The 24,166-nt window shown below is 62.2% G+C and carries 25 protein-coding genes; all 25 read right to left on the bottom strand.

The window, feature by feature from the left end; genetic code table 11:
- On the bottom strand, positions 1–825 hold the full coding sequence (locus tag KW843_RS00770) for an ABC transporter permease (protein ID WP_255594477.1): 825 nt from the start codon (positions 823–825) through the stop codon (positions 1–3).
- The gene (locus tag KW843_RS00765; protein ID WP_218293198.1) at positions 822–1,742 is read right to left on the bottom strand and encodes an NAD-dependent epimerase/dehydratase family protein; all 921 of its coding nucleotides are present in this window, start codon (positions 1,740–1,742) and stop codon (positions 822–824) included. The genes KW843_RS00770 and KW843_RS00765 overlap by 4 nt, the downstream gene beginning before the upstream one ends.
- The gene (locus KW843_RS00760) at positions 1,742–2,965 is read right to left on the bottom strand and encodes a glycosyltransferase family 4 protein (RefSeq protein ID WP_218293197.1); all 1,224 of its coding nucleotides are present in this window, start codon (positions 2,963–2,965) and stop codon (positions 1,742–1,744) included. Before KW843_RS00760 ends, KW843_RS00765 begins: the two co-directional genes overlap by 1 nt.
- 2 nt (positions 2,966–2,967) lie before the next feature.
- A complete protein-coding gene (locus tag KW843_RS00755) occupies positions 2,968–3,945 on the bottom strand; it encodes a glycosyltransferase family 2 protein (protein WP_218293196.1) in 978 nt (325 codons plus the stop codon).
- A gap of 169 nt (positions 3,946–4,114) precedes the next feature.
- A complete protein-coding gene (locus tag KW843_RS00750; protein ID WP_218293195.1) occupies positions 4,115–5,002 on the bottom strand; it encodes a peptidyl-prolyl cis-trans isomerase in 888 nt (295 codons plus the stop codon).
- A 16-nt stretch (positions 5,003–5,018) separates the two neighbouring features.
- On the bottom strand, positions 5,019–5,915 hold the full coding sequence (locus tag KW843_RS00745; protein ID WP_218293194.1) for a hypothetical protein: 897 nt from the start codon (positions 5,913–5,915) through the stop codon (positions 5,019–5,021).
- Between the two features lie 378 nt (positions 5,916–6,293).
- On the bottom strand, positions 6,294–7,256 hold the full coding sequence (locus tag KW843_RS00740) for a hypothetical protein (RefSeq protein WP_218293193.1): 963 nt from the start codon (positions 7,254–7,256) through the stop codon (positions 6,294–6,296).
- 171 nt (positions 7,257–7,427) lie between these two features.
- The gene (locus tag KW843_RS00735) at positions 7,428–7,883 is read right to left on the bottom strand and encodes a hypothetical protein (RefSeq protein WP_218293192.1); all 456 of its coding nucleotides are present in this window, start codon (positions 7,881–7,883) and stop codon (positions 7,428–7,430) included.
- 75 nt (positions 7,884–7,958) lie between these two features.
- Positions 7,959–10,208 (bottom strand): type II secretion system secretin GspD, encoded by a 2,250-nt coding sequence (gspD, locus tag KW843_RS00730; RefSeq protein ID WP_370628417.1) that lies wholly within the window; start codon positions 10,206–10,208, stop codon positions 7,959–7,961.
- Positions 10,209–10,414: 206 nt separating this feature from the next.
- On the bottom strand, positions 10,415–10,918 hold the full coding sequence (locus tag KW843_RS26665) for a hypothetical protein (RefSeq protein WP_255591266.1): 504 nt from the start codon (positions 10,916–10,918) through the stop codon (positions 10,415–10,417).
- Positions 10,915–11,469, bottom strand: coding sequence for a GspMb/PilO family protein (locus tag KW843_RS00720; RefSeq protein ID WP_218293190.1), 555 nt, complete (start codon positions 11,467–11,469; stop codon positions 10,915–10,917). Before KW843_RS00720 ends, KW843_RS26665 begins: the two co-directional genes overlap by 4 nt.
- The gene (locus KW843_RS00715) at positions 11,466–12,467 is read right to left on the bottom strand and encodes a PilN domain-containing protein (RefSeq protein ID WP_218293189.1); all 1,002 of its coding nucleotides are present in this window, start codon (positions 12,465–12,467) and stop codon (positions 11,466–11,468) included. Before KW843_RS00715 ends, KW843_RS00720 begins: the two co-directional genes overlap by 4 nt.
- Positions 12,464–13,378: a general secretion pathway protein GspK gene (locus tag KW843_RS00710; protein WP_255594474.1), complete on the bottom strand. Its 915-nt coding sequence runs from the start codon at positions 13,376–13,378 to the stop codon at positions 12,464–12,466. The genes KW843_RS00715 and KW843_RS00710 overlap by 4 nt, the downstream gene beginning before the upstream one ends.
- Positions 13,378–13,992, bottom strand: coding sequence for a prepilin-type N-terminal cleavage/methylation domain-containing protein (locus tag KW843_RS00705; protein ID WP_218293187.1), 615 nt, complete (start codon positions 13,990–13,992; stop codon positions 13,378–13,380). Before KW843_RS00705 ends, KW843_RS00710 begins: the two co-directional genes overlap by 1 nt.
- Positions 13,989–14,441, bottom strand: a complete 453-nt coding sequence (locus tag KW843_RS00700; protein WP_218293186.1) for a prepilin-type N-terminal cleavage/methylation domain-containing protein — start codon at positions 14,439–14,441, stop codon at positions 13,989–13,991. The genes KW843_RS00705 and KW843_RS00700 overlap by 4 nt, the downstream gene beginning before the upstream one ends.
- Positions 14,438–14,932 (bottom strand): GspH/FimT family pseudopilin, encoded by a 495-nt coding sequence (locus KW843_RS00695; protein WP_255594473.1) that lies wholly within the window; start codon positions 14,930–14,932, stop codon positions 14,438–14,440. Before KW843_RS00695 ends, KW843_RS00700 begins: the two co-directional genes overlap by 4 nt.
- A 42-nt stretch (positions 14,933–14,974) precedes the next feature.
- Entirely contained in the window at positions 14,975–15,418 is a 444-nt protein-coding gene (gene gspG / locus KW843_RS00690; protein WP_255591270.1) for a type II secretion system major pseudopilin GspG, read from the bottom strand.
- Between the two features lie 24 nt (positions 15,419–15,442).
- Positions 15,443–16,651, bottom strand: a complete 1,209-nt coding sequence (locus KW843_RS00685; protein WP_218293185.1) for a type II secretion system F family protein — start codon at positions 16,649–16,651, stop codon at positions 15,443–15,445.
- Positions 16,644–18,362, bottom strand: coding sequence for a GspE/PulE family protein (locus tag KW843_RS00680; RefSeq protein WP_218293184.1), 1,719 nt, complete (start codon positions 18,360–18,362; stop codon positions 16,644–16,646). Before KW843_RS00680 ends, KW843_RS00685 begins: the two co-directional genes overlap by 8 nt.
- A gap of 72 nt (positions 18,363–18,434) precedes the next feature.
- Positions 18,435–19,448, bottom strand: coding sequence for a glycosyltransferase family 2 protein (locus tag KW843_RS00675; protein ID WP_370628416.1), 1,014 nt, complete (start codon positions 19,446–19,448; stop codon positions 18,435–18,437).
- On the bottom strand, positions 19,445–20,632 hold the full coding sequence (locus tag KW843_RS00670) for a DUF1972 domain-containing protein (RefSeq protein ID WP_255594472.1): 1,188 nt from the start codon (positions 20,630–20,632) through the stop codon (positions 19,445–19,447). Before KW843_RS00670 ends, KW843_RS00675 begins: the two co-directional genes overlap by 4 nt.
- Positions 20,633–20,634: 2 nt before the next feature.
- Positions 20,635–21,180, bottom strand: coding sequence for a dTDP-4-dehydrorhamnose 3,5-epimerase (gene rfbC, locus KW843_RS00665; RefSeq protein WP_218293183.1), 546 nt, complete (start codon positions 21,178–21,180; stop codon positions 20,635–20,637).
- Between the two features lie 6 nt (positions 21,181–21,186).
- On the bottom strand, positions 21,187–22,071 hold the full coding sequence (gene rfbA, locus KW843_RS00660) for a glucose-1-phosphate thymidylyltransferase RfbA (protein ID WP_218293182.1): 885 nt from the start codon (positions 22,069–22,071) through the stop codon (positions 21,187–21,189).
- Between the two features lie 13 nt (positions 22,072–22,084).
- Positions 22,085–22,975, bottom strand: coding sequence for a dTDP-4-dehydrorhamnose reductase (rfbD, locus tag KW843_RS00655; RefSeq protein ID WP_218293181.1), 891 nt, complete (start codon positions 22,973–22,975; stop codon positions 22,085–22,087).
- Complete coding sequence (gene rfbB / locus KW843_RS00650) at positions 22,972–24,066, bottom strand: dTDP-glucose 4,6-dehydratase (protein WP_218293180.1); 1,095 nt, start codon at positions 24,064–24,066, stop codon at positions 22,972–22,974. Before rfbB ends, rfbD begins: the two co-directional genes overlap by 4 nt.
- Positions 24,067–24,166 lie beyond the last annotated feature (100 nt).

Here is a 24,166-nt window from a genome sequence, read left to right as displayed (position 1 = left end):
TTACAAGGCCTCGCCCAATGCCGACTTCATGGAACGGAAAAACCACCATCCGCCCCCCGCCAGCAGCACGACCCAGACGGCCAGGGCCACCGGAGTTCCCGGCGGGACAGGCATGTGCAGCACCGTGCTTTGCACCATCAGCACCAGGCATGCCAAGGGATTGAAGAGGAACCAGCCATGGAACTTCTCGGGCACCTGGGACAGCGGGTAAACAATGGGCGTCACATAGAACCAAAGTTGCAACGCGAAAGCCACCATCGAACCCACATCACGCCAGAGAAAGTGGGCCATGCTCAACAACAGGGTAAGGCCAAAGGTCAGGGCAATCTGTGCCAGCACCAGTACAGGCAGCCACGCCATCGATGCGTAGGGCCCCACGCCCTGCGCCACGGACAGCACCAGCAGCAACCCATAGCCGATCCCGAGAACCAGCAGGCTCCCGCCCACCGATACCGCGGGCAGGATTTCGGCCGGCATGGGCTGCTTGCGCAGAAAATCCTCATAGGCGGCCAGGCTTCCCACGCCCCGTCCAATCGCATCGGTGAAGGGGAGCCAAACGGCCAGCCCGGCGAGCAAGTGCAGCAGGTAGCCATTGCCCACGTCCAGTCCCGGAACGCGCACGGCCAGAACCAGACCAAACAGGACGTAGAAGATGGCCAGGGTGGCAAGGGGTTGGACGAACGCCCACGCAAAGCCCAGTACCGAGCCCGCATAGCGGGTCTTGAACTCGCGCATCATCCAGTACCGCCACAGCACCCACAACTGGCGCGGATTGCGTGGCGCGGCCGAAGACACGGTGGACGAAGAAGATACAGGACGCGTCATGCCACCGTCCGCAGCCATTCGACCGACTTGGACACCCCTTCATCGAAAGCCATGGCCGGCTTCCAGTGCAGTTCTTCCTGGGCGCGCTGAATGTCCAGCACATTGACGGGCGGATCAAACGGGCGTGCCGGGAATACACGCCGTTCCACAGGGTGCCCGATCAATTGTTCCAGCGTGCGCACGATGTCATTGACACTGTGCCCCGCGCCGCCACCAATGTTGAAGACCCGGGCCTCCCCCTCATGGCGCGAGGCGGCCACGAAAGCCCGCCCCACATCGGCGGCATAGACAAAGTCGCGCACCACGGAACCATCCCCCCATACATCCACAGGCAGGGCCTTGAGCGCGCGGTGCGCAAAAACAGCGATCACCCCCTGGACGCCGTGGGGCTGTTGCCATTCCCCATACGGATTGCTCAAACGCAGTATCCGGCACGGCAGGCCATGTTGCGCCTCCTCGATGCGCAAATGGTGCTCGATCGCCAGCTTGGTGGCCCCATAGGCACCCATGGGCATGGTGGGGTGTGTCTCTGCCAGCGGTACCGACTGCGGTCGGCCATAGACGGCGCCTCCCGAGGATGCGAACAGCAACCTGGGACGTGCAGACTTCTGACGCAGAGCCTGCAGCAGGCGCAACGTGCCCACCAGATTGGTCTGCACGTCCTGGATCGGATCTTGACTGGCCGTGGCTGGCACCGTGGAGGAAGCAAGGTGAACGATGACGTCCGCCCCCCCCACCGCATCCCACCAGGAGGGCAAGTCAAAACAGTCCGCCCGCACCGCGCCAGTCAACCAGGGGGCGCTGCCCGACGCGGGCAATGCGCGGTCGACCGACCACACATGTGCTCCTTCGGCCGCCATGGCCCGGCCAATGTGGCGCCCCAGGAAACCCGCTCCTCCGAGAATCGCGCAACGCATCAGGATTCGCCCCGCGGATTCTGGGCCCGGGCATGCAACAGTGCCGACTCGAAGTCCTTCGCCACCATGTCCCAGGTCTGCGCCCGGGCAAACACTTCGGCGCGCTCGCTCAGGGCATGGCGCCGCGCATCGTCCTGCAGCAGCGCGCAAACCGCATTGGTCAAGCCCTCCGGAGAAGAATCGGCGAGCATGGCCACGTCGTCGTTGAGCAGCCATTCCACATTGGGACCCCGGTTGGACACCACGGCGCAGCCGGAGGCCATCAGCTCCAGGGGCAGCAACGAGGCATTCGTCAGCGAGAGCACCAGCGCCACGTCGCACTGGCTGTACAGATCGGGCAAGTCATCCAGCGCCACGGTGCCGCAGGCAAGGTGGGGGAACGGAATATGGTAGCCGGCGGTGTCCCAGCCTGCGAGCACGAACTGCGTGTCGGGCATGCGCTCCCACACGGCATTCAGCACCAGCAGGCCGATTTCAAATGCCCGCCGGGGCGTGGGCGGGCGCGCATAGAAGAAAACCCGGCGTATCTCGGGCTCCCTGCGCGGCAGGCGCCGGTAGCGCTCCAGTTCCACGCCGAAACCCACAGGATGTGTGACCATCCCATACTCCTGCGCCAGCTTGGTGGCCAGCCAGCCCCCTGCCGTGATGCCGAAGAAACCGAAGTGGTAGGTATTCTGCGCGAGCACCGACTCGGACCCCACCGGGTAGAAATGCGGCTCGTAATCCTGCACAAAATACAGCTTGTGCGTGGCACCGGTGAATGCGCGGACCGCGTACGCCGTGTCCCAGCCTGTGGCAACCGCAAATTCGCATGGCGGCAAGTTCTCCAGCCCCAGAAGCACCTCCGCCTGCAGGGGAAAGAAGTGCTCGCGAATGGCATCGCGGGCCTCTTGCGCATCCTGGTGCATGACGGGCGCACCGATCACGATGCTGGACGTGTACCCCATCTGCTCCAGATGCCAGATGGTGCGGAAAATATTCAGATGACCGCCGGAGCCGAGATTGAAGTCCGGGATGAACCACAGCAGCGACCCCTTTGCGGGCTCGCCCGGCTGGGCCGGCAGGACATAGGGCAACGCAAAGCCGTAGTGCCGAAAGACATCGACATACCGCCCAGGCCCCTGGCGCAGGCGGCGCACCACGGCCCGCAAGGCGGCGAACACCCCTTCCTTGCGCGCCATCTCCTTCACGCGCCAGAGCTTCTTTGACAGGTTCAACGCCATGGTCAGGCCGCCCCCGCGCGCTGCAATTGCTCATCGCGCGACACCGAGCGCAATAGCCATGCCGGCAAGCGGTCGTGCCGGGTGCCCAGGTACTGCCCTGCGACCCGCGCCATTTCCACAAGGCTCATATAGCCCGCGTTCTTGAAGAGCCGCCAGCCGCGCAATCCGCCGCTGCGCAGCCAGCCCAGATCACGCTTTGCAAGGTGCACTCCGGATTTCAAGGCCTGTACCAGGCTATCCTGAATGCGGTAGCCAAAATAGAGGTTGAAGGAGCGCGCTTCATCAAAATTGCGCTGCAGAGTCTCCCAGACACCAAAGTCGTGTGAGTGGTACACCATGGCCTCAGGCGCGTAGGCCTTGCCGTAGCCCGCCTCGATCGCCCGCAAGGCCCAGGTCTGGTCCTCTGCAAAAGCCACGTCCGGCAGCGGAAGCCGCTCCCACACCGACCGGCGGATACAAGAATTGTTGCTGGAGAAAAAATGCAGCCACTGGCGGTAGCCCGGATCGACCGCAAAACGGTTCTTGTCCTCCAGGCGAACCACCGAGAGTTTGTCCCCAAATCCCGCGAAGTGCAGACTCAGTTCGCAGTGCGTGACATGCCTAGCATGGGGATGCGCTCTGTGGGGGCCAAACGCCCCAGCCACGGACTCTTCTGTGCTGCATGCCTCCACCATATGACGCAGCCAATGCGCACTCGCAGGTTTGGCGTCCTGGGTCAGAAAAACTAGGAATTCCCCCTTGGCCAGAGACGCAAGAAAATTCCGCGTGCGGCCATGACCGAACTCTTCTGGTGGGATGACTTCGCACCGCACGCCGCGTCCCCGGACCAGTTCCACAGATCCGTCCCTGGACCCCGAATCCACCACAATGACTTCAAAAGGCCAAGGGGTTTGCTGCTTCAGAATGGTGTCCAGCACTTCACCGAGCAGGGGGCCGCCGTTTTTGACAGGGATTAATACGGAAGCGCGGACATCGGTCATTCAATAGGGCTGCTGTTGCAGTCGCTCAAAGGGAAGGCTTGACTAGCCCGAAGGCTGCAGAACGTTTGGCATGGCAAAGCGCTCCGTTCCGGGCAACCTAGTATTGTACTGTTCACCTCTTGCGAGGCAAGGCCATTTGTAACCGAGCCAACACACCGCTTCGACAGCTCTATTTGGACTTTGGCTTGTCAAACAAGCTGTTGATAGCCGCGGGATCCATGACCACGCCGTACTTGGCAAGCAGATCAGCTTCGAGCTTCTGTGTGCCGACCTGGCGGCAATAGCTTACCGCCCGCGCAGGAACCGAAACGGCCACCTCGTCCCAGGCAAGCTGACGCCCCTCGCGCTTCTCGACCATCGCGAAAAAGTACACAAAGTCCCCTTCTCGCACGGGCCCCACCATGTCTCCCGCCTTGGCCGATGCCAGCGTGCGCAAAATAGTGTTTTCATTCACAAGCGCCACCCAGCCGACGTCACCTTGGGGATCTAGGCGGTAAAGGGTGTCGGCCTTCTTGACGAGGTCGTCGAAAGTCTTGCCCCCTGCTGCAATGGCCTGCGCCTGCGCCATCAGCCACGCCATTGCGTCCTGCGACTCGATCGTTTCCCCCGCTGGCAACATCACCCGGCTCACACGTGCCATGGGGGGCACGAGGAATGCCTTGGGATTCTCGTCGTAGAATTTTCGCGCAGCTGCGCTATCTGCCGGCGGACTGCAAGCCGGAGCCAGCTTTTTGAAAATGGCAAAGGCATAAGCATCGTCAAAGCGCTCAGACTCCTTACCGGACGGACGCGGTTCGCCCATGCGCGTACCCTCCTGTGTGAGGGCACGCGCAATCGCCATCTCACGGAGGACTTTCTCCACGCCCCATTTGTTGCGAACGCTGGCCCGCAGATCCACTCGGCGGTCCAGGTACTGCGACAGATCTGACGAGGTGATGACTTCACCATCCGCGAACTTGACCAAGTCAGCGGCCCCGGCCGGTACACCCCAAATACCCGCCAGCAACAACAAGGACGCGCCCAGAACACTGCGGTAACCACCAAAACATTTACTCATCTTTTTTACAACTCCATCAGCGTGCGCGTTTCCGCGGCACACGTTGCACCTTGGCGCCATCCCAAAGAGGGCCGTACACGACATCAATTACCTCGCCACCAGAATTGAAAACGACCACATCGCGCTCACCGTCCTGGTCCACATCCAGAATCTGCAGACGCGTTGCGAAGCCGCTGACGTTCTGCCAACGGGTTTCAAGAACCTCGCCCTTGGCGCCCAAACGCTGCAGATAGAGCTCCTGGTCCTCTCCCCACATGACAAGATCGTCTTCAAGGGGTGCAACTGACACGCTGCCGGTCAGAGGGGATTGAATCCATTGGAGTTCCCCGGTTTCCATATGGACGCGGGCATTGCGAGCACCCGTTTCCAGCGAAACATACACCCAGTCGCCCGACGGGGAAGGCGCGGCATTGCGCGAAATGACAGGGAAGGATGCCAGAACGACCGGCGATGACAGCACGCTGGATTCGGGAACCGCAACCAGGCGCTTGCCATCCAAACACGCCACGGCGATGGCTGGCCCGGTGATGCCGCGCGCACGGCTCAGCTTGACCGGATGCCAAGGTGCTTCGCACCAGCCCACCTTCTTGACAGTGGGTGCCTGGCGATCATCGACAGACCAGTCCATCACCCATGCAACCTCTTTACCACTATAAGGAGTAGCCAACAATGTGTACCGGCCCCGCTCCGCTTTTGCCACCATCACGTCACGCGGCGGAAAACCCACAGGGATTTGCTGCAGACGCTCGAGCTTCGAACCTTTGACGCGAAAGACGTCCAGACTGGCCGTGGCCTCCACCGCGGCCACGAGCAAGTCATCCGCCAGCCACACGGCTGAATCGGGATGGTATGCCACGGGCTGGCGGTCGAGTTGCACGGATTTGCGACCGTCTACGCGATGCAATGCAACCATATTGTTTTCGTGCTCCACCGCCACGAGCAAACACCCCCCCGTACCACACCGCAACTCCCCCCCCCAGGAAACAGGAACCGGGATCGAAAGCTGCCGTGAGACTGGAGCGGGCTCGGCGCCACGCCCTCCCGCAGAATCCTCTTGTACGCCAGCCGTCTGACAGCCCGCCAGAATCCCTGCGGCCACAAAAACCAATGCGCAGCAAGACACAAATCGAGACTTCAATGCCATAACCCACACCCCCTTACAACGCAAAAAAAATAGCGCCTTGCGGCGCTATTTTTATTGCCATCTGCATGCCGCCCTCTTGAGAACGGCAACGATCAGGCGAATCCTAATAAGCAAGTGCCGTAGCACTCGCAATATCAGGCTGTCCTATTAAGGAGCGACAACGGTGTGCGCGCCCAGCAGGGTTTGCACTGCACCGAAGGCCGTCGAGCTGATCGACGAGTACGTGAACACGGAACCTTGGGTCTGCTGAGCCAGAGCCGTACCGGGCGTGCCGCCCAGAGCAGCGAAGTCACCAGGAACCACGTTCGGCGTCCACTCGATGAAGCCATCGGTGAAGGTTGCGGGCAGGCCCAGGATGGTTTCTGGATCGAACCAGTCCAGCTCAGCCTTCTTCAGAGCGAAGTTGACAGACTTGCGGTTTTGCTTGTCGTCATAGATGTTGACGGTGTGCGTGCCGCGGTGGTCACCCGTGGACCAGACAACAACAGCCGTGTCCAGGCCGAGTTGGGCTTGGTCGATGGCGTAACGCATGCTGAACGTAGGAGCAACTGCACCAAAGGTCTGAGCAGCGCCGGCCACAGCGACCAGGCTGTTGGCATCCATCTTGGTGATGTCAACGGCCGAACCGATCAACAGAGGGCCATCGATCACGGGCGTGAAAGCGACGTCCTTGGCAACAGCGTTCACTTGGAATGCGTTGGCAGAAATGCCAACAGCGTCCGTACCGGTAGCCAGCACAGCGGCGCCAGAGCAAGCAGTTTGAGCAGCGCCACCAGCGGTGGTTGCACCCAGCGCGAACACCAGGTAGCCACGCACGTTGGTCAGGCTGCCGCCCGATTCGTTAGCCCAGATGAAGGACTGGTAGTCCCGGTTGGTCATGGGGAAGCAACCGTCGGTGATGTGGTTGGAGTTCTGGTCGAAGAACGTCCAATACACAGCACGGGTGCCGCCGGATTGGTTGATCAGGCCAACTGCGGTCGTGTCTGCTGCGCCGTTGTGGATCACGTTAGGAACCACCACGCCATTGCTGTACGTACCCACGGTGTACGCCTGCGCCACACCAGCACTCAGCGCAGCGGCTGCAACGGCTGCCATTGCAAATTTTTTCATCTTCTCAGTCCTTAGATAATTGAAGGAAGCTTTCCCACCCTGTGCGGGATCTGCAACCCATCCGTACTCCGTTTGGGTTGATGCAATCTTATACTGATACCTTTAATTTTTTCAACCTATTTCCACCAGAAACTCGCTCCCTGTGCGTTTGTTGCACTCAAACAACGACGCTCACTCCTTGTCTTTGGTGAACATCACGCTGCGGCGAAGAACGTGGTGCCATACGCCATCAATGCGGCGCCATTCATCTTCTACTGCTGTTTCCTGATTTTTGAGGCGCAGCAGCGGGAGCGAATAGCGCATCCACAAGTTCACCACAGCACGGTCGCCTTCGATGCTACGCACGCCTCGCACCTCCACCGCGTCATAGGCCACTCCGCCGCGCTTGAGGTATTCCTCCACCGTTGCTTTCGGGTCCTTGGACGCTTCCTCATAGGGCCATGCCCCCAAGCTGTCATTGGCGCGCAACAATGCCCAATAGGCTTGGGCACGTTTCAGCAAAGCAGCCTTGTCCGCCTCGGGCGACACCGCCCCACCAGTGGTAGCACACCCCGCCAGTACAAGCATGGCGGCAGCCGGAGCTGCAAGGTTCCTGAACAAGTGGCGGCGGGTAAAAGATTGCGTCATGTAAAGAATCTCCTGATGTCTAGGGGTCGGACGTGGGCTTAACGCTACTGATACTGACTCTGTCACAGAGACAGCTCAGCGCCATGGCTGAAGCGGCACATCGGCGGGACGAATGTTGAAAGGCTGCGCCTGCAAGGACAGCGAACGCATGCGCTCGCGCATTTCAGCGCTGGCCGAACGCAATTGGTCGTCATCCTCCAGGGCACGCGGCGTCATCAGCACCAGCAATTCGGTGCGATTGCGCTTGTTGGACGTGGTGGAGAACAATGAGCCCAACACCGGGATATCCGCCAGGCCTGGAATACCGCTGCGACTTCCGCTGTCGTTTTCACGAATCAGCCCACCCAGCACGATAGGCTCACCCGAACGCACGGCAACGCGCGTCTGAATCTGGCGGGTCTGGAACACCCGTTGAGTCGTCGCGATGTCTTGCTCACCAACGTCTGTGACCTGCTGGGAGATATCCATGCTGATCAATCCCCCCGCATTGACAGAAGGCGTCACTGAAAGCATCACCCCCGTGTCCTTGTAGGTGATGGATTCGGTCACCAAATTGCCTGTCGTGACCGCGGTAGAACTCTTGATAGGCTGCTGCTGGCCCACTTGGATGGTGGCGTTGTGGTTATTCAGTACCAGCACGGAGGGGCTGGACAGCAAGCGCACCTGCGACTTTTCGGCGAGTGCGTTAAGCGTGGCGCGCACCAGATTGGCCTTGCTCAAGTTCACGATGCTGTACGAAAAACCCGGTTGCTTTGGCCCTATTCCCCCGCTCGTGTTCATGTTCAGCGACGCCTGCCCTTCACGGCCGCCACTGAGGCCATTCTGCAGATACCACTCAACGCCGTACTCCAGATTTCCCGTTAGGCTCACTTCCACGATGCTGGCCTCAATCAGCACTTGCATCGGCGCCTTGTCAAGCTCCCGCAACGCCTGCTCAATGCGGCGGTACTCGGTTCGTGGGGCGCGGATCAGGAGGGCATTGCGTTTTTCATCAGCTACAACCCGCACATTGCCATCCAACTGGCTGGTCGAAGTGAGCGATGTGTTGTTGGGAGATGTTGTTCTATTCCCGCCGGCACCGAGGGCACCCCCCAGGGAACCGCTGCCCATGCCGCCCGTGCTGCCCGTGTTGCCAAAGGGGCTGGAACTGCTGCTTGAAAGACCGGAGCCAGCACCAAATCCCCCCCCACCCAGACCCGCGCCCTGGGAAAACTGCGTGGGAGCAGAGCCCGATGCCACACCGCCGGATCTGCCTTGCCCGGATTGCCCCCCACCGAACAGGCCATTGAGCATTTCAGCCAGTTGCAAAGCCGAGCCGTTTTGCACCGGATAGACAAACAGACTGGCCTCCAACGTATCGGTCGGGCGATCCAGGCGCCGAATCCAGGTTTCCACCTGGGCCAGCAGGTGGCTTCGCGGAGTGACCACGACCAGGGCATTGAGACGTTCAACCGGGAACACCCGAATGAGCCCGCCCAAGGGAGTGGCCACCTGCGCGGATGCTCCGCCGCCTCCAGCGCTCGCTCCGCCACCCGCATTTGGCAATCCACCCACTCCCGCTGGTGCTGGTGCCGCGCCTCCTGGTGGCGCCGCACCGGTGCCGCTGTCCGCACCCAACATCGCCTGCAGCGCATCACGCACTACATTGACGTTGGCATTCTCCAGCACGAACACTCCCAGCGACATTCCGGAAAGGAAATCCACGTCAAAGGCTTCGACCATCTCCAGCCAGCCACCCAACTGGGCCTTGCTTCCTTGCAGCACCAGCAGGTTGCGCATGGCATCCACGTAGACGATGGCTTCGCGCGGTGCGATGGGCGCCAGTATCTTGGCCATTTCGGCCGCAGCGATGTGGTTCAACGGAACGATGACGGTCCCGGCCCCCGACAAATCCTTGAAACGCGACGCGCCCACTACCGGGCGAGCTCCCAAGGTGACGGTGCGCTTGGTAACGTGGTAAACGCCTGCGTTGTCGCGGACGATCGCCAGGTCATGGGGAAGGAGCACAGCGTCCAGCACGTCCAGGACTTGGCTGCGCAGCAGCGGCTGGCGGGTATGCAGGCTCACCACCGTTTCGCCGCCGGCGTCAATGGTGTAGTTGAGCTTGAGCAAGTCACCCAGCAACGCCACCGCCAGATTGCTGACCGTGACATTCTCGAAGTTGAGTGCGACCTTGTCTCCTTTGGCGAGGACGGGGTCTACTTGCGGCGCAACGTCACGCTTGAAGAACTGGTCATTTCCAGGAAAAAGGCGGGTGCTGGAAGGCGCACTCTTTTGCTCCGGGACCTTGGCCCCCTTCGCAGCCTCCGCAGTATTGGGTGCCACAGGGGCAATTGGCACAGGCGCAGCCGCCTTAGGCGACGGGCTTGCAGCAACATCGGATGCTGCCGCCACCGTTTGCTCGGGCGAAGGAGCCGCGGCAGGCCCGCCCTGTGTGCTGGCGCAACCCGCAGCCAGCAACGCCAGCAAAAGGATGGATGGCCGAATGTTCATAGAGATATAGCTCCAATATGGGGGTATGCCGCAGTGGCTTACTGATTTATGGTGGGCCTGCGCAGGCGATCGCCAATAGGACCGGCTTTGGGCGCCGCAGCGCTTCCCGCTTCCAGCGGGCGTTCTACGCGTTGATCGTCCGCAGATAGAAACACCGCGTTGCGGCCATCAAATGACTCTATCCGCCACGGTTTTGTTTCCCCGGTGATCTTGAGTGTGGTGCCATCCGCACGCTGAAGGATAGCTACACGCTGCAGGCCGGATTCCAGTACGGCCGTGAGGCGTGACTGCGTCAATTCCGTAACCAAGCTGGTCTTCTTTTCATCCACAACCACCGGGCGCCGAGACGTCCAGAACAATGGACGCTCTACGGCCTGCTTAGCGCGGACGCTTATTGGCTCGGGCATGGGTTCGACCTTGGGGAGGTCAGGCTTGCGCGGCGGCGGTGGACTCCATCGATCTTTTTCGTTATGCCACCAGTAAGCACTGGCCGCCAATGCGGCAACCGCCAGTACCGGGCCAAGATGCCAAGGTTTGATCATGGCTTGACCTTTTCTGGTGCCAAGGGAGCCTCCAATTGCAGCGTAAGACGGGCAGTCTGGGGACCGGGCCCGGAGCTCCCCCCCTCGCGCATGATGTTGGCCGTGCGCACCCAGAACGGCGCACGTTGCGTTTGCAAGCTTTCCATGAAATTCACGAGTTTGGCCCATTCGCCACTGACGGTGGCCGTCAGGCGGATGCGCGCCAGCTTGCCCTCCCCCCCTGGCTCCAACGCAACCTGGGAGGAAACCAGCGTGCTCCCAGAGGCCATGATCAACTGGCGGATCTTCTGCTGGATATCGTTCTGCGCAGCCTCACCGGCGGGGTGAAGCAAAGGGGCAACGGTATTGCTCGCGGAGCTGAGCAGCGTCTCGATTTCAGAGCCCGCGTTGACCACGCCCTCCAGCCGCTCGCTGCGAGGCTCCAACTGATGCAGCGCACCTTCGTAGCGTACCCAGAGTGCTCTATAGACCAATGCAGCACATGCCAGCGCACCAATGCACAGCACTAGCAGCAAAACGATCGAATGACGCCGCCAAACATTCATCTTCATGGCTTTGCCCCCTCACCTCGCCAGCGCAATTCGATCGTGAAGCGCTCCTTGTTCAACGCGCCATCGCGCACGTTCGCAGCAGTTGCCCGGACATCGGCAAATCCCGGTTGCCGTCCGAGGTGCCCAATGAGTTCGGTGGCATTGGCAGTCAGGCCAGTGATCTTTATCTCGGATCCATTGACTTCGAGACGATCGAGCCAGGTGTCGGCCGGGATCGCAGATGAGAGCCCGTCAATCACGCTGGCCAGAGGCATGTCGATGGCGATGCTCTTGCGCAACTCTTCCGCCATTCCAGCCTGACTGCGCAGTTCATCCATCTTCTGGCGCAGAGGAGCCGCCTTGGGCTCAAGCATGCCGACATGCTGCACAGCGCGGACCACCGCCTGCCGTTTTAGTACGAGTGGCATCAATGCGGGCAGCGACAAAGCGACCAGCAACAGCAACAAAAATGCTGCGGCGGCTCCATCTATCCAGTGCTGGCGGCTGCTCTGCTTTTGCCATGCCGCACCATGGACAGGGAGAGCGCGCCCTTGGCGGACCATGTACACCGGTGCATTCCCCGCAAATCCGTGCTGCGCCAGTTGCTGCTCCAGGGAGCTGCGCCGGCACATACCCCACTCGACCACCCATCCGCCCTGGGCCTTCGGCTCAGCACGCCAGGCAGCCACGATTTGCTCTGGAGGCATGGGTGAAACCCGCCAAAGGGCCTCCTCCACCCCCCCGGCCAGGGAGCGCTGGGGCATGTCCGGCAACTGCACCGTGCCCCATAGGCAGTCAGCTTCTGGCACCAGCAGGCTGGCCGCCTTGCGGTTGTTGGTGCGCTTGCGCAGACGCGTTCCTGAAATGGACCAGCGTCCGCCATCGGAAGCCACGGCGGGATTCGCGATCGAGGGCCAAGCCCCATGCTCCACCAGGACTCGCTTCAGATCACCAAAACCCCAGGCCATTCGGTCCAGCACCTTTTGCGCACGAAGAGATAGTTGCCCCCAACCTGTCATGGCTTGAATTCCTGTTCTGGCTTGTTAAAGCGGCGTGTCGGCTCCAGCGAGAGCATTGTCCACGGCGTCAAGTTGCCTGGACGCTCGCTGAGATCAACCCATGCCTCACGCTGCCACCATCGATCACCCTCAGTCCGCACAAACGCCTTGACACGCACTGTTTGCCCACCGCCTGCCCGGGTAGGCGAGAAAAAGTCGGCTGCGGCTCCTGTTTGGAGCGCCGCAGCCCGCATTTCTGGAGAGGAATTGTGAATGCGAGCCCCCAAGCCTGGCTGCCCCGAAAGGGCGTCGATCAGTGCTGGAGGAGCCGAACCGGTTTCGATGCGTTGCTGCCCATTGATACCCAAGTGGGGCGCGATTATCTCATAGAGCTCCGACGTCATTCCCAGCACCGATCTCAACTCAGAGAGGTCATCCAGGGCCGCATTGCGGGGCTTGGCGGGCCAGCCCGCCGCACGGTACTGAGCCAACTCGGCCCCCCCCACACCGCCAGGCGTATCGTCAGGATCGATGAAATCCCGCACGCGCGAAGCCAGGATAGCGGCTTCGCCGGATGTCAGGCCGCCCGCCCGTTGGAACAAGGCCTGCATCAAGGCTTCACTTGCGACATTCACATCCACCAGCCCGCCGGAGGGCGTGATCTCCACCCAAACTTCATTGCCCCCCAGGGACAAACGCTGAATGCGGTATCCACTGTCCGCAGTCTTCTCCGACATGACCCGCTGCACCGCCAGCTGGATGACCGCATCCAGCACGGTCTCCGAACGCATGCGCTCCAGATCCAGAGCCGCGCGTTGTGTCTGCTGACGAACACCCCGAGCACTCGCCATCACAACCAATGACAGGGAAGCCACCAGCCACAGCACCAGAATCAACGCTGCGCCTTTGCTACGGCGTTTACTGCAGGCCATCATCTTGCCCTCGTCAAAGGGAAAATCAGCATGGGCCAGTCCCCCTGCGCATCGGCAAGCTCAACCTTGACCCGCGCAGGATACTGTGCTTTGGTGGAGTCCCACTGTTGCGTCCACTCCCCCGTCTGACCATCCTGGTAGTACCACTGGAGTGTTCGAACGTCCGGCAAAAGCGTCTCTCGCAAGGCACGACTCCAATCCAACGCCATCAGAGCCCCGTCATAGGGGATAGCCTCGACAGACAGATCGACACGACCATTCTCATGGCGCAACGGTGTTGTGCGGAACACATACAGCCCTCCCGCATCGCCACGCTCCGGCAAAGGGGCTACCCAAATGGCACCCGCCGCATTGCCGCTGAAAAATGTCACAACCTTGTTTTCGCTCGTACGCTGCATCAGCAAACGCAGGGTGTCAAACTTGCGCCCCAGCCACTGGCTGACCACCATCATCCGCTCGGACCGGTCGATCACCCGCTGGTTGCGCTCCTCGGAGCGGCCTATCACGCCGACACCCGCAAACATCAGCGCCACCACGGCTGCCGTGACGGCCAGGGCGATCAGCAGCTCCAGCAAGGTGAACCCGCGAGAGGTTTTGCGAAAGGCCTGGCTCATGACGCAGACCTGTATGGTTTCCAGGTGGTCCACGTCACCGCGGTCACCCCATCTCTGCTGACCTCCACCGTGACCCTCGCCGCGCGCACGGGCCCTCCTGGCGCAGGACGACCGCTTTCGTCCATCATGGGAACCTGCTCGGGCACCACCTGGATGCGCCAGCGCCACACGCCCGACTGCCCGGAATCCTGCTTGATCAGATCTTCGGCATAAACCCCGGCGGCCAGCGCTGACTTGGCCACCAAAGAGGCCTCCACGCGAGCCTCCACATCCATGACATTCTTGGAGCTTTGCCCCACGCTTCGATAGAGGCTTGCCAGTGCAATGGAAGCGATGGCCATGGCAACCAGCGCCTCCAGCAGGCTGAACCCCCGCTGCGGTCGAGGCTTTCGCCTGCATTGCTGAAAAAACGGGTTCAGAAAAGGGGGCAGGCAGCGCTTCACCGTCATGACGGGGCCACGGTCGTGGCTTGCTCCACCGTTCCGAGCAACCAGTTCACGCGAAAAGTGACACCTTGCCCACCGCGCAGGACCGCCAACCGCCCGCCTCGAGCACCACCGTCTGCACTGAATACAAAAATCGGCTCTCCCGCTGCGGCTGCAGCCTTGGTGGACTTGGGATTGCGTTCGATGGCTTCCCACTGAACCAGCAATGGTCCAGGCACGTCCAGAGTCAACCGTCCGTCCACTACAAGCCTGCGGATTTCCGGCTGGTAGGTCACGGTCACCGGCCGGCCCTCCTGGACACTGAGTGCGCGCGCCTTGTTGAGCTGGCTGGAGACGTCCCGCACCACCTGGCTGTAGCGAGACCGCTCCATGTACGCCTGCCCCCCGGCGCCGACCACCGACACGGTAATGGCGGCCAGCACCAGCACGACCAGCATCTCCAGCAAAGTGAAGCCCTGGACGCGGCGCAATGGCGCCATCAAGAGAGGGCTCATGCGAAAGAAACCACCAAGCGGTGCTGCAAACGGGGACGCGGCTCAGTTAAAAACGTCCGAGTTTTCGCCATCCCCGCCCTGCTTGGCATCGGCCCCCAGGGAAAACACGTCCGGCCCCCCGTTGCGGCCCGGGTTCTTGTAAAGATAGGCGGCACCCCATGGGTCAGAGGGCAAGCCCTTCTTCAGGTACGGCCCATTCCAGCCCGGCGCTGTCGCGGGCCGGTCCGCCAGGGCGCGCAGCCCCTCGGCGTCGTTGGGGTAACGGCCCACATCCAGTTTGAAGAGATCCAGGCTTTGTTCGATTTCAGAAATCTGAATACGGGCGGTCTTGGACTTGGCGCCGCCAAGCTGATCCAGCACCTTCGGGCCCACCAGCCCTGCAAGCAGCGTGAGGATCACCAGCACCACCAGCAATTCGATCAGTGTGAAGCCCGACGAACGCTTCGCCCGCGCCATTCCGTTGCTGCCAGAATTCTTTACATTCATATCAAATCTCTTAAACAATCAAAATCAAATTGTGTCGTTAATCGACAAGACACCGCCCAGGATTGCAATAATGATGAATGCAACCAAGGCCCCCAGAATAATAATTATCAAAGGCTCCATGGCCGCCAAGACACGCCCCATGGTCCGGCGGCCCTCATCCTCGTAGCGATCCGCCAAGCCCAGCAGCGTAATATCCAGTTGGCCGGTTTCCTCTGCCACGCGAATGAGCTGCGGAGTGCTGGATTTTGCAAAGTACGGAGACGAAAAACCCGTGGAAAGCCGCTTGCCGGTTTTCACGATACCGACCAGCGGCTCGATATCCTTGCGCAGCGCGGTATTGGTCAACGTATCCACTGCAATGCGCAAGGCATCCACCATCGGAACGCCCCGCTGCAGCAAAATGCCGAAGGTCCGGAAATAGATGGCGAACTGCAGGTTCCGCAACACCTTGCCGAACAGGGGAAGGTCCAGCAGCACGCTGTCGAGACGCAACCGCCCCGTGGGCGTTGCGCTCCATCGCGAGCCCAGGAACAGCGCAACCGCCAAGCCTAACAGGATCGCCATCCAGTGGGAGCGGATCAGATCGCTGAGGTCGACCACCAGCCGGGTCGAATAGGGCAGCTTGTCGCCCATGGAGTCGAAGATTTCCCGGAACTGGGGAACCACGAACGCCAGCAGGAGAACGACGGACAAGACAGCGACCACCAGCAAGATGACCGGGTACGTCATGGAAGAAATGACGTAGTTGCGCAGCTTGTCCTCGGCCTCGAGCTGGACCGTGAGTTCCTTCAGGACCACATGCAGCGAACCAGAGGTTTCCCCGGCCCGTATCAGGACCAGATACTGGCGCCCCAGGTCCCGCTCGAAAGGCAGCAGAGACTGGTACAGCGATTTCCCGCCCCGCACCCCCTCCTCCACCTTGGCAATGAATGCTTTCAGCCGCTCCGTGTTCGCCGTCTCCTTGAGCATGACCAGCGCCTTGTCGAGCGGCATGTTGGCCTGCTTGAGGTGTGCCATTTCACGGCTGAACAGCAGTATTTCGCTGCGCTTGAGCTTTGCGCCCCGGCCTTGCGGCTCATCCTGGGAGACCGCACCCGATCCATCCGCGATGCGCACCGGTGTCACGCCCTGCCCGATAAGCCGCAGCCGCGCACTTTCCAGATTCAGCGCGCGGACGGTCCCCTGGCAGGCCTTGCCGTCGGACGTGATGCCATCGTATTGAAATTCAATCATTTTGACGAGCGACGCGCAGGACTTCTTCTGCCGTTGTCAGACCCTTGAAGACCTTGGTGGCGCCATCCTGCAACAAGTTCCCCCCGGCATAGGCGCCGTCTTCGCTGCTGAGCTTGGAGCCCCTTTCAAGGACCACCTTCTTGACGTCTTCCGTGAGGACCAGCAGTTCATGGACGGCGATCCGCCCCCGATAGCCCGTGCCCCGGCAGGCGGCACAACCCACGGATTTGTAAATGACCTGCCCCTCTTGCAAAGGCACCCCCAGGGATGCCGCCGCGGCCTGCGCCTGGTCCGGCAAAAGCGGGGTCTTGCACTCCTCGCACAGCTTGCGCACCAGGCGTTGCGCCAGCACGCCGACCACGGATGCCGTGATCAGATAGGGCTCCACCCCCATGTTGATCAGGCGGACGATGGCGCCGAGCGCACTGTTGGTGTGCAGCGTGGACATGACCAGGTGACCCGTCAGCGCGGCCTGCACGGCGATTTCGGCGGTTTCGCCATCGCGCATTTCGCCGATCATGATGACGTCCGGATCCTGGCGCAGGAAAGAGCGCAGCACCTTGGCAAAGGTCAGTCCGATCTGGGGCTGCACCTGCACCTGGTTGAGCCACTGCAACCGGTACTCCACCGGGTCTTCCACCGTCAGGATCTTGAGGTTTTCGCCCTCCAGCTCCTGCATCGAGGCATACAGCGTAGTGGATTTACCCGACCCCGTGGGCCCTGTCACCAGAAAGATGCCATGCGGCACGCTCAGAAGCTGGCGCATGGTTTTCAGCGTGGGCGGCGTGAAATGCAGGCTTTCCAGTGAAAGCAGGTCGAAGTTTTTTTCCAGCAACCGCATGACGACGGATTCGCCGAACATGGTGGGGATGGTGGACACGCGCGAGTCCATTTCCTTTCCATGCACGCGCAGCTTGGTGCGGCCATCCTGGGGCATCCGGCGTTCCGCAATGTCCAGTTGCGAGAGGATCTTGATGCGGGACACGACTGCGGGGGCATCCTTGTTGTCGATCTCGTCGATGGGATACAGCTCGCCGTCCACCCGAATGCGGACCACCGATTTTTCTTCGTAGGTTTCGATATGGATGTCCGAGGCCTGGGCTGCCACTGCCTGTGAAAGGATGTGGCTCACCCGCTGGATGATGGGGGCCTCCGAGGCCATGTCCCGCAGGTGCTCGATGAATTCGGAGGCCTCGAACTGGTCGCCCCCGGTTTCTTCGTTCTGTTCGGGGTCCTGGACGTACCACTCGTTGAGCTGGCTGGATATTTCGGTTTCAAGGCCAAAGAATATCTTCGGCACATCCCCGAACACCAGGCGCAATGCATCGCGCAACGCAGCGCTCCGGGGATCCACCGATGCAAACTCCGGCACGGATTCCGCATCCTCCGCATTGCCCAGGGGAAGCAGGTTGTTGGCCAGCAAGAAGCTGGTATTGAGCCGCGACGTGGCGGGCTTTTCCTTGGGGAAGGCGTCCTGGCGCACCAGAGGCAGGTCAATCTGCCTGGATAGTGCGGCGTACACGTCGACCTCGGAAACCAGTCCCAGGCTGATGAGCAGGCGGCCCAGGCGTCCGCCCATGGAGCGCTGGACCTCCAGCGCCCTCTCCAGGTCGTTGCGCGACAATTTCTGGTCCGTAAGGAGCATCTCCCCGAGCCTGGGCGCAGCGACATCAACGCTTTCCACTTCACCTACTTCAGCCGAGAGCTTCATTACCGACGCCTTTGAACATTCTTTCAACAACCAAAATACCCAGGCATGATTTGCATCACCCGCAGGGGCGAATCACTTGAACCACAACAAACAGCGGCTTAATCGATCCAGCTCGGGACCCACATAATATTGGCGATATCCCACAATCCTCGCCACAAGCGGCCCGTCCCTCCACGCCAGGTATTTTGACACGTAGCCCTCGTCCAGCCCCAGGGCTCGCAACCGCTGCTGCAGCGCCCGGGCCTGCAGATAGGTGCCCTCTCCCAGCGACCTGACGCGCCTGACGACCCCGCGGCCGTTGGTGAAAAAGCGCAGCAAGCGCGTCCCCAGGCTGCGGTCCTTGGCGCCCAGTTGATTGGCGCCATGCTGGCGGTACAGGATCTGCGGGGTGCGAAGGAAGCTCCGACGGCCACTCCCGCTCACCAGCGCACACCACCAGTCATGCATGATGGCATGGGGCGGCATGGGCAAGGCCATCTGCAGCAGGGTGCGGTTCACCATCATCGTGCATCCCGTCACCTCGTTCACGCTGAGCAGGGAGAGCGGGGAACATTGCCGGGGATCCATCCTCTGGTACGCGGCGAACGAATCGGAGATCACATTCAGGCTCTCGTCGACCACGGTCAGATCGCCATGGACCAGGCAGGGCAGGCCACGCCCTCCTTCCTCCTCCATCCGCATCATCTCCTGCAACGAAACCTCTATTTTCCGGGGCAGCCAGACATCGTCCTGGTCCGAGAACACGGCCCATTCCGCCAGCCCGTCATGCAGGCTGGCTGCCATGAGATTCTCGAAATTGAGGACAACCCCATGGCCACGCGACGAATGGGGCAGCACCACAAGCCGCTCGCCAAAGCGCTCCTTGTAGCGCGCCAGGATCGCCAGCGTCGCATCCGAGGAGCCATCGTCGCTGACCAGGAGCCGGAAGTTCCTGTGGGTCTGGGCCCAGATCGAGTCGAGCTGGCCTTCGAGGTACTTGGCCCCGTTGTAGGTTGCCAGCAGCACATCCACCAGCGGCAGCGCCGTGCTGGCAGCCCCGCCGGATCCAGCGGGCAAGGAAATGGGCCCATCCGCGTGGGAGATCACGGCGCCCTCGTGCCTACCGCCGCGCTGCGAGGGCGGCATTCCGAATCCATCAGCGCCTCATAGGCATCCGTGATGCCATCCCAGGTGTAGTGCTCCGCCACAATGCCCCGCGCGCGCTGGGCGCGCCGGGGCCGCAGGGCGTCCGACTCGCGCACCACCAGATCCAGACTGCGCGCGAGCTGCTCGGGGGTCGCAAAATAGTCGGCCGCATCGCGCGCAACCTCGCGGTTGAACGGGTTGTCGTGCGCGATCACCCAGTTTCCACAGGCCAGGGCCTCCAGAAGCGAAGGGTTCGTCCCCCCCACCGAATGGCCATGCAGGTAGCAGGCGGCATGCACGCGCAGGCTCGCCAGCTGCCCGCCGTCGTAGATGCCCCCGATGAACCGCACGCGCTCACTCGCGTGCTGCTGCAACTGCCGCTGGTAGGCCGTGGCACCCGAGACATCCCCCACGATGACGAGTGGCCAGTCTCCGCCGTGCATCACATGGCCCTGGATGATCTCGAGGATATGGTTCTCTGGCTCGGGCCGCGCCACCACCAGCATGTACCGATGGGCTTGCAGGCCCCAGAGGGAAAGCACGGCAGGGTCCACTTGCCGCCCCTCGACCAGTTCCGCGCCGTAGGCGATGAAGCTCGACGGCGCCCCCCGGGGATAGGTCTGGCGGAACCGCTGCGCAATGGCCTCGGCGTCGGCGATGAGGCGCGTCGCGGCCTTGGTGGTTACCCATTCCATGCAACGCAAATACAGGCGCGCGCCCCGGCCCCATTTGCTGCGGGCCCATTCGAGCCCATCCACGTTGATCCAGACCGGGACACCGAACACCCGGGGCCACCAGCAGGCCCATGCAGCGCCATAGCCCAGCATGTAGACAAGGTCGTAGCCACGGCAGGCATCCCAGAGGCAAGCACAATCGTAGGCCAGGACCGATGCCGCCCCCCACCGCGGACGGCGCTTGTGCCGCACGCGAACACCCTGGTAGAAAGTGTCCTGCACCGACGACTCGCCGGTTTCCGCATACACGGTGACCTCATGGCCCCGCGCCACCAGGCGGGTAGCGAGCTGTTCGGCGAATGTCTCGAACCCCCCATAACTCGCCGGAATGCCCCGGGCTCCGAGGATGGCGATCCGCAGCGCGGCCGGATTTGTGCGGGCGCCGGTCGCAAGCACCTGCGTCGGTGCCAAGCTCAAAGGTCCGCCTCGGCGAACCAGCGTCCCGCCTGGTCCTTCGCGGACAGCTGGATGGCGGCATCGACGGCAGGCCAGGCGATGGCCAGCTGTGGATCGTCCCAGCGGATGCAGCGTTCGTGCTCAGGGCTGTAGTAATCGGTGGTCTTGTAGAGGAAATCAGCCGATTCGGACACCACCAGGAAACCATGGGCAAGCCCCGGCGGCACCCAGAGCTGCCGGTGGTTGTCTTCCGTCAGCAGCGCTCCGACCCACTGGCCAAAGGTGGGCGATCCCTTGCGGATGTCAACGGCGACATCAAACGCCGCGCCCCGCACCACCCGCACCAGCTTGCCCTGGGCCCTGGGAGGCAGCTGGTAGTGCAGGCCACGCAGCACGCCCTGGCTGCTTCGGCTGTGGTTGTCCTGCACGAAGTCGCACTGGACGCCGGTAGCCTCCTGGAAGGCCTGCTGGTTGAAGCTCTCGTAGAAGAACCCCCGGCTGTCGCCGAACACCTTGGGCTCGATCAGTACGACATCAGGGATGGATTGGCGGATGGAATGCATGGCGGTTCAATAAACTTTGTCGTTCAGCAGGCGCTGAAGGTACTGGCCGTAACCGTTCTTGGACAGAGGCTGGGCCAGGCGCTCGAGCTGGGCACTGTCGATCCAGTTCGAGCGCCAGGCGATTTCTTCAGGGCACGCGATCTTGAGGCCCTGGCGGTGCTCCAGCGTGGCAATGAACTGGCTGGCCTCCAGCAGGCTCTCGTGGGTGCCCGTGTCCAGCCAGGCGTAGCCACGGCCCATGATCTCGACATTCAGCTGGCCCTGGTCCAGGTACAGGCGGTTCAGGTCGGTGATTTCAAGTTCACCCCGTGGCGACGGCTTGAGGCTCTTGGCCATCTGTGCCACCTGGCTGTCATAGAAGTACAGGCCGGTGACGGCATAGCTGCTCTTGGGCTGGGCGGGCTTTTCCTCCAGGGACAGCACCTTGCCCTGCGCGTCGAATTCAGCCACGCCATAGCGTTCCGGGTCGTGCACATGGTAGGCAAACACGCTGGCACCCACCGTGCGCTGCTGTGCATTGCCGAGCAGCTCATGGAAATCATGGCCGTAGAAGATGTTGTCCCCCAGCACCAGGGCACTGGGCGCGCCGTCCAGGAATGCTTCACCGATGATGAAGGCCTGGGCCAGGCCATCCGGGCTGGGCTGCACGGCATATTGCAGGTTCAGCCCCCACTGGCTGCCATCGCCCAGCAGTTGCTCGAAGCGCGGGGTGTCCTGCGGCGTGCTGATGACCAGGATGTCACGGATGCCCGCGAGCATCAGCGTGCTCAGCGGGTAGTAGATCATGGGCTTGTCGTAGACCGGCAGCAGTTGCTTGCTGATGGCCAGGGTGGCCGGGTGCAGCCGAGTGCCAGAGCCTCCGGCGAGGATGATGCCTTTGCGTTGCGTCATGGTCAGGTGCCGTTCAGAGAGTTTCAGCCAGCATGCGCGCCACGCCAGACTGCCAAGGCGGCATCTGCAAGCCAAAGGCGGCCTGCAGCTTGCCGGTGTTCAAGCGCGAGTTGTGCGGGCGCACCGCAGGGGTGGGGAATGCGCTTGTCGGAACTGGTGCCACTTCTTTTGCTTTTATTTCAATAGCAGGTTGTACAAGCTGTGCTTGCGCAAGAACGTATTTTGCGTATTCGTTCCAGTTCGTCTCGCCGGCCGCCACGCAGTGGTAGAGCCCGGCGTCCTGCGGGCGCTGCTGCAGGTGGCGCAGTGCATGGGCGGTCACATCCGCCAGCAGGTCCGCGCCGGTGGGGGCTCCCCACTGGTCATCGATGACGGTCAGGCGATCGCGCTCCTGGGCCAGGCGCAGCATGGTCTTGGCGAAGTTGCCGCCGCGCGCGGCGTAGACCCAGCTGGTGCGCAGGATCAGGTGCTTGGCACCGGCCTCTGCGATCAGCTGCTCGCCTTCGAGCTTGGTGCGGCCGTAGACGCTCAACGGGGCAGGCGCATCGGTCTCCACCCAGGGGCGGCGGCCGCTGCCGTCGAACACATAGTCGGTGCTGTAGTGCACCAGCCAGGCGCCCAGCCGCGCAGCCTCCTGCGCGATGGCGCCGGGAGTGGTGGCATTGAGCGTGCGCGCAAAGTCGGCCTCGCTCTCGGCCCTGTCCACGGCGGTATGGGCCGCGGCATTGACGATGACGTCGGGGCGCAGGGCGCGCACCGTGTCGACCACCCCCGCCGGGTTGGCAAAGTCGCCGCAGTGGTCGGTGCTGTCATGGTCCAGGGCCGTCACCGTGCCCAGCAAGGACAGGCTGCGCTGCAGCTCCCACCCGACCTGGCCGCCCTTGCCAAAGAGCAGGATGTTCATGCGCTGGCGTCCGCGACGGCAGCGGCTGGTGCCTCCTGCGCGTACTGGGTCTGCACCCAGTCGCGGTAGGCACCGGTCTGCACGCTGGCCACCCAGTCGGCATGCTCCAGGTACCACTGCACCGTCTTGCGGATGCCGGTGTCGAAGGTTTCGGCAGGCTTCCAGCCCAGCTCGCGCTCGATCTTGCGCGCGTCGATCGCGTAGCGGCGGTCGTGGCCGGGGCGGTCCTTCACATAGGTGATCTGGGAGCGGTAGCTCTGGCCGTCGGCACGGGGGCGCAGCTCGTCGAGCAGCGCACACACCATGTTCACGATCTCGATGTTGGGTTTCTCGTTCCAGCCGCCCACGTTGTAGGTCTCGCCGGGGGCGCCGGCTTCGAGCACGCGGCGGATGGCGCTGCAGTGGTCCTTCACGTACAGCCAGTCGCGCACCTGCATGCCGTCGCCATACACGGGCAGGTTCTTGCCCGCCAGGGCGTTCACGATCATCAGCGGGATCAGCTTCTCGGGGAAGTGATAGGGACCGTAGTTGTTGCTGCAGTTGGTGGTGAGCACCGGCAGGCCGTAGGTGTGGTGCCAGGCGCGCACCAGGTGGTCGCTGGCGGCCTTGCTGGCGCTGTAGGGGCTGTTGGGCTCGAAGCCGCGTGTCTCGGCGAAGGCCGGGTCGGTGGGGGCCAGCGATCCGTACACCTCGTCGGTGGACACATGCAGGAAGCGGAAAGCCGCGCGCTCGCCCTCGGGCAGCGCGCTCCAGTGGGCGCGCACGGCCTCCAGCAGGCGGAACGATCCCACGATGTTGGTCTGGATGAAGTCTTCCGGCCCGTGGATGGAGCGGTCCACATGCGACTCGGCCGCGAAATTGACCACGGCGCGGGGCTTGTGTTCGGCCAGCAGGCGGGCCACCAGGGCGGTGTCGCCGATATCGCCCTGCACGAAGATGTGGCGCGCATCACCCTGAACACTGTCCAGGTTGTGCAGATTGCCAGCGTAGGTGAGCTTGTCGAGGTTGACCACGGGCTCGCTGGAGACAGCAAGCCAGTCAAGAACGAAGTTGGCGCCAATGAAACCCGCGCCGCCAGTAACCAGAATCATAGGGAGGGCTGTGTGAAATGCCAGCTCGGCAGAACCCGCGATTATCCCACCCTGCCCGGCCACCAGGTAACAGAGTTCAACGCATGGGCATCTGCGCGGG

The sequence above is a fragment of the Acidovorax sp. sif1233 genome, from assembly GCF_019218755.1.
GTDB lineage: Bacteria > Pseudomonadota > Gammaproteobacteria > Burkholderiales > Burkholderiaceae_C > Acidovorax.
Note: the sequence above shows the minus strand (reverse complement) of the source record. Positions and strands in the feature narration are given on the sequence as shown.